Raw genomic sequence first — 10843 nt, 5'->3', positions numbered from 1 at the left:
ATATGACTTCATCTTATCAGCAACAACTTGAAGCCAAAATTGAACGCATCAGCGCTCAGTTTGCCGAATATCAACCACCTGCTTTAGAAGTATTCCAGTCTCCTGAAAAATATTTCCGCATGCGTGCTGAATTCCGGATCTGGCATACTGAAGATGATCTGTTTTATGCCATGTTCGAACGTGACGAGAACAACAATAAAAAAGTCATTCGTATTGATGAATTTCCAATTGCAGACCGCAGCATTAATGACTTGATGCCACAATTACTTGAAGCATTCAAGGCAGATGCCAATCTGGGTCATCGTCTATTTGAAGTCCATTTTCTGGCGACTTTAAGTGGCCAAGTCCTAGTTTCCCTGATTTATCACCGCAAGCTGGATGAAAGCTGGGAACCTGCAGCAAAAGCACTGGCGGAAAAACTGAATATTAAACTGATTGGCCGAAGCCGTGGCCAGAAATTCGTCCTGACTGATGAATATGTGGTGGAAGAACTGTCTGTTTTTGATCGTCACTATAAATATAAGCAGATCGAAAGCAGCTTCACCCAGCCCAATGCACAAGTTTGTCAAAAAATGCTGGAATGGGCATGTGATGCAGCGGAACAATCAGATAAAGATTTGCTGGAACTCTACTGTGGCAATGGGAACTTTACCCTGCCGCTTTCGACCAAATTCCGCCGTGTTTTGGCCACTGAATTAGCCAAATCTTCAGTTTATGCAGCTGAGTGGAATATTGAGCAGAACCAGATTGAAAATATTCAGGTTGCGCGTCTGTCTGCCGAAGAATTCACTCAAGCCTATAATGGCGAACGTGTTTTCCGTCGTTTGCAGGAAGCACAAATTGACATTTCGACTTATGATTTTGATACGGTATTTGTCGATCCACCGCGTGCTGGTATTGATGATGAAACGCTGAAACTGTTACAGCGTTTCCAGCGTATTATTTACATTTCTTGTAATCCAGATACCTTATATGACAATCTGAAACAGTTGTCTCAAACGCATAGAATCAGCAAGTTCGCCATGTTTGACCAGTTCCCGTATACACATCATGTTGAAACGGGTGTATTGTTGGAAAAAGTATAAAGAATTTGTTTCAATTTATTATATTGTTACAAAAATGGAGCTTTTTGAAGCTCCATTTTTTATACTATAAATCATGTATTTAATAATAAATATTGACTTGTACAGCAAGAAATATCGTTAGACCTTTAGGCTTCAATCGGAAATTTTCTAGCCTGACTGCTGCTTTTATCACATAGGTCCTATTGCTTTATTTATTTAATTGGCTATATTTCACTCTATGTTAGGTTGTTGTATGAAGGCTCTATGAGTTTTTGGCAAAAGTTGTTTTCTCATGAACAACACAATGAACACAAGAATCAAATTGCTTGTGTTGAAAATGATTGCTCTTGCAAGACAAATGAACAGCTTCTTGAAGCACTTTCTAAAGCTACTGATGAAGAAATCATCATCGGAATTAAAAAGGTTCTTGTATCTCGCGGCTATAGCCGCAAAGAACTGAATGAACTTCAGCACTTGCCATTGCAGTAATCGGCCAAGGTTACAGCCGTATAAAGAAAGCACTTGCGTAGTCAGGTGCTTTTTTTATGCTTGAAAGTTTAGTTTAAGGGTTTGGTCTTCTCTATTTCAGCATAGTTTATTAACTTCAACTTTAAAAGCTTCAGGGATCAGGCAGAAAATGTTGAATGACTTCCTTGATCCATGCTTGTGATTTTGCAGAAATTTTAGTACTTGCTTAGGCTATTTAAAACCTTTATCAGAAGAATATGTTCTAAATTCTGCTCTCTTCTAGCTCCTTTAAAACTTGGCTTAATAACTCTTCAATTCTGATCTGAAACTCAGGCAAGGCATCGATTAATTTAGCAAAACACAGTACACTTCCTATTAAACGACAATGCTTTTTTAAATGGCTTAATTCTGATATGCAACAGACTAAACGGTTTCCCATAGGCGCACATCTTATGGTTAAACATTTCGGTTATACCCATCATGGGATTTACGCCGGACGTGGTCGTGTCATTCATTATTCCGGCTTTGCGCATTTATTCAAGAAACGCCCGATTGAAATAACTTCTATTGAAAAATTCAGTCATGGCAAACCAATTCATATGCAACATTATGACTCGGCAAAATATAAAGGTCGTAAAGTGGTGCGCCGCATGCGGTCCAGAATGCATGAAAACAACTATCATCTGATTATTAATAATTGCGAACATTTGTGTACCTGGGCGATTACCGGTGTGGAAAGTAGCCCGCAAGTAATTTATATGATGAATCGCCTGACCACGATTGGTTATATCAGCTCGATGATGAGTTTTATGAACAGCATGTTCCTGACCCTGACCACGACCAGTTTCGCATTGGCGCTGTACATCAAGAAAAAACTCAGAGATAAAGCCAATCTGCGTTTGCAACAATACCGTGAATTGCAAGATCAGGCTAAAACCAAAGTGTCAGACCTGACCAATCTTAAACATCGTTAATTTAAAGCTCAGCCTGCCGATGATTTTTTGTGAGCAAGAAATTTTAAGTTCGTGTTTTACATTTTGATGATGTTGATAAGGAATCAAGTCAAATAGCCTTTTCTGGCTTGAATTGCCTCAGGTAGTGCTTTACCTAAAGAACTTAGGGTTTCCCGCTCGACCAGTCGCACAATTGAATCTAGCGGCAGATCGTTGTCCTGCAAGCCAAAGGGCTCTTCCAGTTCCGCACTGAGTTCATCCAGCCCGAGTAGCATATAGGCAATCAATCCAACCAGAATTGGTGTCCACAGGCCTAAATTTGCCTGCAAACTGAAAGGCAGGATAAAGCAAAAAGAATAAACCGCACGATGTAACAATACCGAATAAGAAAATGGTAATGGCGTGGACAAAATCCGGTCACAACCAGCCTGAATATCTCCCAAAGCCACAGTGTGCTGATTCAGGTTATTATAAATAATATCGCTGATCTTGCCCTGCTTATATTGCTGCACCAGCTCTTTTTGCATCTGTTCCAGCACCCATTGGGATGGATTGATTTGCATGGGCAATTGCTCAAATGACTTGGGTTCAAAACCGGCAGTGGCTTCATAAGCCTGAATACTGGGCGTTTGCTGTCTCAGCCGATCACGTAATAGATGGGTAAACAGCATCATGCGATATAGCAAAACTTCACGGATTTGATCATCTAGCACATGGCTGTCACGGCATAAATGACGCGTGGTTGCAATCAACGCACCCCAAAGCTTGCGCCCTTCCCACCAGCGATCATAGCAGGCCGTATTTCTAAAACTCAGAAAGATCGAAAGAATGACACCAAAAATGGTAAAGCCAATTGCCGGGACAGCAGGAAGGCTCACGAAATGCGCCTGACTCAAATACACTAGTAAAGCGGAAATAAAAACCACCAAAACCAATGCGGGCAGCACCTTGGGCAGAATCGTTCCCTGCCAGGCAAACAGTAAGCCCAAACTATTATTCTTATCACGCACAATCATGCAATTTTCCCTGCTGTATTGAAAAAGCCCAACCAGAGTTGGGCTTTTTACATTCTGACTTAAACCAGCTTATTTGCCTGGTTTAAAGCTGTCCTTAAGATCCAGAATACGGTTGAATACCGGTTTTTCGCTGGAATGATCATATTGATCAGCCACAAAATAGCCTTCACGCTCAAACTGGAAACGGTCTTCCGGTTGTGCTTGTGCCAAAGCAGGCTCAATCACGGCCTGAACTACCTTCAATGATTCAGGGTTCAGGTTTGCCAAGAAGTCATCGCCCACCTCAGGATCAGATTCAGTAAACAGACGGTCGTAAATACGCACTTCCGCAGGAACGCCTTTTGTCGCAGATACCCAGTGAATCACGCCTTTCACCTTACGACCTTCAGGATTTTTACCTAAAGTTTCAGGATCAATCGAACATTTCAGCTCAACCACTTCACCATTTTCATCTTTAATGACTTCGTCACATTTGATGACATAGGCATGACGTAAACGAACTTCACCTCCTGGAATCAGACGTTTAAAGCCTTTTGGTGGCTCTTCTTCAAAGTCTTTACGGTCAATATACAGCTCAGTCGTCAATGGAATAACGCGCTCGCCCATATCGACATTCGGATGACGTGAATGGGTCAGGTCCATATCGGCTGGCAAGTTGGTTAAAGTCACTTTTAATGGATTTAACACAGCCATACCACGAGCGGCAGTATTTTCCAGAGACTGGCGAATACAGTATTCCAGCATAGCTACATCGACAATACTTCCATCAACTTTCGATACACCGACACGTTGACAGAAATCACGTAGACCTTCAGGTGTGAAACCACGACGACGCATACCGACTACAGTTGGCATACGTGGGTCATCCCAGCCCTGAACATAGCTACCTTCCACCAGTTTACGTAATTTACGTTTCGAGGTGATGGTATAGTCCACATTCAAACGGCTCGATTCATACTGACGTGGCACGGATGGTGATTTAACTTTTGCCACTACCCAATCATAGAACGGACGATGATCCTGGAATTCCAGGGTACAGAGTGAATGCGTAATGCCTTCAATCGCATCAGACAATGGATGCGCATAGTCATACATTGGATAAATTTTCCATTTATCGCCAGTCTGATGGTGTTCAGAATGCAGGATACGATACAGAATCGGATCACGCATATGCACGTTCGGTGAAGTCATATCAATCTTGGCACGTAATACAGCCTGACCTTCTGCATATTCACCGCTGCGCATTTTCTCAAAACGCTCCAGGTTTTCTGCAACCGTTGCATCGCGTTGTGGCGAGTTCTTGCCTGGCTCAACGAAATTACCGCGGTTTAAACGGATCTCTTCAGGGCTTTGCAAATCCACATAGGCATCGCCCTGCTCAATCAGCTGAACTGCCCAGGTATAAAGTTGATCGAAATAGCTTGATGCATAACGCGGCTCGCCTTCCCATTGGAAACCCAGCCATTTCACATCATTGGCAATACCATCCACATATTCCTGCTCTTCGGCATCCGGGTTGGTATCGTCAAAACGCAGGTTACACACACCTTTAAATTCTTCAGCAATTCCGAAGTTCAAGCAAATTGCTTTCACATGGCCAATATGTAAATAGCCATTCGGCTCAGGCGGAAAACGCGTCACCACCTGTTGAGTACGACCAGCGGCTAAATCATCGGTAATGACCTGACGTACAAAGTCCAAGCCCGGTTGTTGTTCTTGCTGCTGCACTGAATCGACTGCATTGTTCTTTTGGGTCGGGTTCTCGGGCAGAGATGTCACAACATCATTTGGCTTCATGATCAATCATTCACTTCTAAAGTTAAAAAGGGATTAACGAATATTTAATCGCACAGGTTGTACGCATATTCATTATCAAAGTTCCTTAGTTTAACTAGAGGTGAATAATCTCTCAACCGCTAACTATGGTATTTGATTTCAATTCACCCATTTTAAAAAATGAAAATACGGCGAGTTGCCTGAAACTAAAATATCAGTGCTTGTACAAGCAGTAAAATCATTAATTTACGCCAATTCAAAATAGGGTACCTGATAGGGCAATATCTGAAATGCCTTGATAAATCAACGTATAAATAAGGTATTATTTTTATGCTTTTAACAAAGAAAATAATGTTTTTACTTGCCTTGTCGAATGTAGTTTGCTTATGCTTCACTCATTCAGAAAAAACCATGGCACTCGTCCATGATCAGGAGATTACACAATGAGTTTTCCTCAAGTCGAATTAAACACCAATAAAGGTCGTATTGTTCTAGAACTCAATGCTGAAAAAGCACCTAAAACCGTAGCTAACTTTTTAGAATACGTACGTGACGGTTTTTATGACGGCGTAATTTTCCACCGTGTTATTGATGGTTTCATGATCCAAGGCGGCGGCATGGATGAAAACTTCAAAGAAAAAGCAACACGTGATGCAATCGAAAACGAAGCAGACAACGGCTTGACCAATGACGAAGGTACGATTGCAATGGCGCGTACTCAGGCACCGCACTCTGCTTCTGCTCAGTTCTTCATTAACGTGAAAAACAACTCATTCCTTAACCACTCTGGCAAAACTGCTCAAGGTTGGGGTTATGCCGTATTTGGTAAAGTCGTTGAAGGTATGGACGTTGTGAACGAAATCAAAAACGTACGTACTGGCAACCGTGGCTACCACGCTGACGTTCCTCTAGAAAACGTAGTAATCGAATCTGCAAAAATCATTTCTGAATAAAAAACGTCCTCTCCGTTCTTTTATGAGTTTTAAAGCAACACTTTAAAACAGTGTAATGGAAAATCCCTCATATGAATGAGGGATCTAGAGAGGAATAAAAGGAAAAGATTCGTGACCTATCTGTTTATCTCAGATTTACATTTGTCACCTGATCACCCTCGACTTGTTCGGGGGTTTTTAGATTTATTAACTGAATATCAAAATCAAAATACCCAATTGTATATTCTGGGTGACTGGTTCAATGCCTGGATTGGTGATGACTATACCTCTCCATGGCTGGACGAAATTGTCACTGCATTAAAACAGTTTACTCAGGCTGGGAATCAAGTCTATTTTCAGGCCGGCAACCGGGATTTTGTCTTAGGAAGTAAATTTTTAGCTCGATTTGGCGGGCAGCTTCTTCCCGAAATCGATCAGCTAATCATTGCCGGAACACATTTTCGCCTGGAACATGGCGATGCCCTATGTACCGATGACGTCTCCTATCAGCGTTTTAAAAAGATTATTCGTCATCCCTGGCTACTTGGCTTCTTAAGAAAAACCCCTCTCTCATTTCGAACCAGACTAGCCAACCGCTTTCGTCAACAAAGCCATCAGGCACAACAGTTTAAAAGCTATGAAGTGATGGACGTCAACCCACATGCAGTTGAGCTGGCATTACAGGATGTAGATGTACTAATCCATGGTCATACGCATCGCGCAGCCATTCATCAGTTAGCCCAGAAAAGAAGAATTGTACTAGGCGACTGGAAAGAAGACAGTGCAGAGATTCTGGAAATTCAGGAAGATCAAAGTTTTGATACCCTGAAACTAAAAAAGTGGCGATATTAATCAGCCACTTTTTACGATATTGATCTGCTTAACACAGACGATAAAGCTGGTTTACCCCAGTATAGAAACTTTTACCATCGAGATTGAACTGAAATTCCTCACCCGTTGGCAATTGAATCATTTTACCGACCTCAACCCAGATAAAACCGTCCATTGTATTTTGCTTGCGCTTTAATGGAACCAGTTTCACGTTAATTTCATTGCCATCAGCGGCAGTGGCAATATGCCATTCATTGATTTTGATCAAAATATTTACTCACACGATATGAGCTTTTTGTGACTATATGGAGAGAGATTAATAACAACCTAGTTTACATAATAGTTCTATGGTTAGTAGATCTTATTTGAGTTCAAATACTTGAACTAAAAAGTACATCACAATCAGCTTAAAATAATAATAGAAGCAAGAACAGTACTTGCTTGAAGTGCAGCCAGTGTAAGCTATTTATCCAGCAAAAGCAAAATTACATTGTAATGACAATAGAATGGGATTTTTAAGAACTTTTTTCATGCTTTGTTAATTATTAGGCTTTTGATTTTTATGATCTAAAATTCATTTTAACGTTACTTCATTTCCGTTGATAAACAAAACCTGTCTTTAAATACCTTAAAATCAATATTAGAGACATGAAACTCAGCCCGAGGTACAGCAAGTTCCACTCTCCCGTCTTTTGATAATTTAGGATCAAGAGAATAGCATTTAAGGCTACAAACAGTACGTGAATCATAAAAAAGGCTTGTTGCACTCGTCTAGTTTTTTGCTGACGTTGGTTCTCTAAGATGTTCTGCTGTTCTTGTAAAAATTGTTCTGCATCTTGAAGGTTCATTATGATTTTCTTATGGCTGAATGAATAGCTCATCTAAAGAATTTCCGGTTAAAAATAAACTAAAAATCTAAGCAAGCTATTCATTCAGAATCTCTTGTTGATTAATAACCGCTAGTCGGATTAATCACATTGATATCCTTTTTATATTTCCCCAATAGATCACGCAAGGAATTCATCAAAATACTGGTATCTACGCCCACTGCTACAAACTCAGTGCCAAGTTCGATATATTTTTGCGTCACTTCATGCTGGGTTGACAGAATTCCTGCAGCTTTGCCTGCAGAACGAATCCGCTGGATTGCATCAATTACAGCTTTTTGTACTTCAGGATGATTCGGATCACCTTGATAACCCATAGTGGCAGATAGATCAACGGCGCCAATAAACACGCCATCAATCCCGTCGATCTGAAGAATAGCATCCAGATTTTCAAGTCCTGTGACCGATTCAATCTGGATTAATAAACAGATTTCTTCATGTGCCGTCTGATAATAATTTGGAATGCTGTTCCAGCGGGTGGCACGTGCCAGTGCAGCACCAACGCCACGAATTCCTTCAGGCGGATAACGGACTGCCCTGACCATGAGTTCGGCCTGTTCCACGGTTTCTACCATCGGAATCAACAGCGTTTGTGCACCGATATCAAGGAGTTGCTTGATCAGTTGTACGCTACCAATGGGTGGTCGTACTACTGCTTGCGAGGGATAAGCAGCAATACTTTGCAGTTGCGACAAAGTCGTTCTCAAATCACTGGGTGCATGCTCACCATCAATCAGCAGCCAGTCATAACCTGCATTTGCCGCAATCTCGGTTCCATAGGCATCTGCCAATCCATAAGCCGATTTGCTGCTGGGTTTTCAGTTTGTGTTTAAAGTAATTGGTCACTTGCATCCGCTAACCTATTTGCATGTTGCTGGCGATGCCTCTTATTAAACGCTTCTCGCTTAAAAGTGCCAATAGACAAAAACTGGATTTTAATCTGATTTAACTCTAAGTTTTGCTTGAATCCAGCTCAAGATCATCTCAAAACAGGCTTTGCCTGATGCTTTTTTATTGTAATAATCAGGGGATGTGAAAAATGTATATATTTAAAACTTCTACTCGCTGTTTATTTAAAAAGATTGGAGTCCATTGATGGATTTACTCAAGATCACACAGACCCGCTATACCACTAAAGCCTATGATCCTAGCAAGAAAATCCCAGCAGAACAGTTTGAACGCTTGTTAGAAATTTTGCGTCTGGCACCCTCTTCGATCAATATTCAGCCTTGGCATTTTTTTATTGCCGATCATGATGCCGCCAAACAGCGCATTGCCAAAGCCTTGGTTGGTACTTATGCCTACAATGCACCCAAAGTTCTGGATTCTTCACATACCATTTTATTCTGCACCAAAGCCGACATTAATGAGTTGCATCTAGAAAACTTATTGAACCGCGATGATCTCAGTGGCCGTTTTAAAGATGAATCAGCCAAAGAAGGTCAGAAAAATACCCGTGCAGGTTATATTCATTATTATCGTAATGAAAAAGGTGATATTCAGCGTTGGGCTGAAAACCAGACCTTCATTGCACTCGGTCAAATGCTCTTGGCTGCCGGAATTGAAGGGGTTGATGCCACACCAATTGGCGGCTTTGACGGAGAGATGATTAGTGAAGAATTACAACTTGCAGAACAGGGTTTGATCCCTTCTGTATTGCTGACTTTAGGCTATCGCAGTGAAAATGATTTCAATGCCAAACTCCCTAAATCACGTCTTGCCGCTGAAGATATTTTCACCAAACTGTAAGGAATTTATGCTATAAAAGGGGTCAAGCGCCCCTTTCCATGTCAATTCGGGCCTATTTTTTGCTTTATTTAATTTACATCTAATAGAATAACAATAGAGGTCATCTATGTCGCTCCTTACATCCAAATCCCTGAAATTTGAATGCCATCATTGCGATAAAATTTATCTCCAGCACTATAAAGAGCAACAGCATCGTTATCCGCACTGTCCAGACTGCCAACAGTCCGGTTTATTGCTTGGACTGGCCGAAGCAGGTGACCTGCTCCGACATCCGATTGAATTTGCATCCTCTTATGTCAAGCAGACATTGCATAAGCTAGGCAAATCACACTAGTCAAGCCTAGCAGTAATCCTAAAGTACTTGCAGGTTTGAGCCGTTCTTTAAAGAATACCAGACCTGCTATCACACCAAATACCACCACCAGAATATTCATGCCAGCAAAGACGATCGCAGGTGAATCCTTAAGCAGCATATGGGCTTTGACATAGAAAGCAATATTGGCAAAATTCAGGAAACCCAATAACAGACCAGCGCCGATATTCTGCATCGAGCCCAAGCTTTTATATTTGATTAACAGATAGCCCATCGAAATGATCAGGGCACAAACAAACATTAGATTCAGCGCCACCGCGAATTGGAGGCCCAGACTGGTTGTATATTTCAACAATACATCAATCAGTGCATAACCGACCCAGACCAAGCCCAGATACAACATTCCCTGACTGCTCTGTCCTGTACTTTGTCGATGTGAAAACAGGATGCACAGCACTGCTCCAATACCTAAAGCGATCCCAAGTATTTTCAGCTGATTAAACTGTTCCTGAAAAATGAAATAGGCTGCAGCCAGTGACAAAACTACAGAAAGTCGCTGGGCAATTTCGGTTTTTAAAATTCCAGCCGTTTGCAAAGCCTTGGCCAAAAACAGAAATACGCTCGGAAGCAAAATACCCAGAGCCAGAATAAGCAACCAAGGCGTCTGAGACATTGAAATATGCTGAATATCAGGCTTAAACCAGAAAAAACACAAGAGACTAGCTGTCATATAGTTCCAGCTAATCATGTGTATCGGACTCAAGCCCTTATTTTTGGCGACTTTTAATAATATTGAGACCGCAACGCTGCATAGCGCTGCTGCGAAAATCAGTTCCATATGCTGCTCTTATTCT

At 41.4% G+C, this 10843-nt stretch carries 11 protein-coding genes and 1 pseudogene; 7 read left to right on the top strand and 5 right to left on the bottom strand.

Features of this window, described 5'->3' with window-relative positions; all coding sequences use genetic code 11:
• Positions 1-2: 2 nt before the first annotated feature.
• The 3 genes from trmA to ACNPNW_RS10640 all read left to right on the top strand — a co-directional run bounded on the left by trmA (position 3) and on the right by ACNPNW_RS10640 (position 2506).
• Positions 3-1085, top strand: a complete 1083-nt coding sequence (trmA, locus tag ACNPNW_RS10650) for a tRNA (uridine(54)-C5)-methyltransferase TrmA (RefSeq protein WP_004646753.1) — start codon at positions 3-5, stop codon at positions 1083-1085.
• Between the two features lie 243 nt (positions 1086-1328).
• Positions 1329-1553, top strand: a complete 225-nt coding sequence (locus ACNPNW_RS10645; RefSeq protein WP_004279838.1) for a hypothetical protein — start codon at positions 1329-1331, stop codon at positions 1551-1553.
• A 392-nt stretch (positions 1554-1945) separates the two neighbouring features.
• Positions 1946-2506: a lecithin retinol acyltransferase family protein gene (locus tag ACNPNW_RS10640; protein ID WP_026055785.1), complete on the top strand. Its 561-nt coding sequence runs from the start codon at positions 1946-1948 to the stop codon at positions 2504-2506.
• Positions 2507-2589: 83 nt separating this feature from the next.
• Here ACNPNW_RS10640 and ACNPNW_RS10635 read toward each other — a convergent pair whose 3' ends face one another.
• Together ACNPNW_RS10635 and ACNPNW_RS10630 are read right to left on the bottom strand one after the other, a co-directional pair.
• A complete protein-coding gene (locus tag ACNPNW_RS10635; RefSeq protein ID WP_004646751.1) occupies positions 2590-3501 on the bottom strand; it encodes a bestrophin family protein in 912 nt (303 codons plus the stop codon).
• Positions 3502-3570: 69 nt separating this feature from the next.
• Positions 3571-5298, bottom strand: a complete 1728-nt coding sequence (locus ACNPNW_RS10630) for a glutamine--tRNA ligase/YqeY domain fusion protein (RefSeq protein WP_004279842.1) — start codon at positions 5296-5298, stop codon at positions 3571-3573.
• 422 nt (positions 5299-5720) lie between these two features.
• Here ACNPNW_RS10630 and ACNPNW_RS10625 point away from each other — a divergent pair, with 422 nt between their 5' ends.
• A complete protein-coding gene (locus ACNPNW_RS10625) occupies positions 5721-6230 on the top strand; it encodes a peptidylprolyl isomerase (RefSeq protein ID WP_004279844.1) in 510 nt (169 codons plus the stop codon).
• Between the two features lie 111 nt (positions 6231-6341).
• A complete protein-coding gene (locus ACNPNW_RS10620) occupies positions 6342-7061 on the top strand; it encodes a UDP-2,3-diacylglucosamine diphosphatase (RefSeq protein WP_004646748.1) in 720 nt (239 codons plus the stop codon).
• 28 nt (positions 7062-7089) lie between these two features.
• On the opposite strand, the gene ACNPNW_RS10615 is transcribed toward ACNPNW_RS10620, so the two are convergent.
• Positions 7090-7308: a hypothetical protein gene (locus tag ACNPNW_RS10615; RefSeq protein WP_004279847.1), complete on the bottom strand. Its 219-nt coding sequence runs from the start codon at positions 7306-7308 to the stop codon at positions 7090-7092.
• A 681-nt stretch (positions 7309-7989) separates the two neighbouring features.
• Positions 7990-8779: pseudogene (hpaI, locus tag ACNPNW_RS10610) on the bottom strand (4-hydroxy-2-oxoheptanedioate aldolase).
• 243 nt (positions 8780-9022) lie between these two features.
• On the opposite strand from hpaI, the gene nfsB reads away from it, so the two are divergent.
• Both nfsB and ACNPNW_RS10600 read left to right on the top strand, forming a co-directional pair.
• Positions 9023-9676, top strand: a complete 654-nt coding sequence (gene nfsB, locus ACNPNW_RS10605) for an oxygen-insensitive NAD(P)H nitroreductase (protein WP_004646745.1) — start codon at positions 9023-9025, stop codon at positions 9674-9676.
• Between the two features lie 106 nt (positions 9677-9782).
• On the top strand, positions 9783-10010 hold the full coding sequence (locus tag ACNPNW_RS10600; protein WP_004646744.1) for a hypothetical protein: 228 nt from the start codon (positions 9783-9785) through the stop codon (positions 10008-10010).
• Here ACNPNW_RS10600 and ACNPNW_RS10595 read toward each other — a convergent pair.
• Complete coding sequence (locus ACNPNW_RS10595; protein ID WP_004646742.1) at positions 9973-10827, bottom strand: EamA family transporter; 855 nt, start codon at positions 10825-10827, stop codon at positions 9973-9975. The genes ACNPNW_RS10600 and ACNPNW_RS10595 overlap by 38 nt on opposite strands.
• Positions 10828-10843 lie beyond the last annotated feature (16 nt).

It is taken from the genome of Acinetobacter endophylla, assembly GCF_053543775.1.
This window is presented reverse-complemented; position numbering and strand designations above follow the sequence as displayed.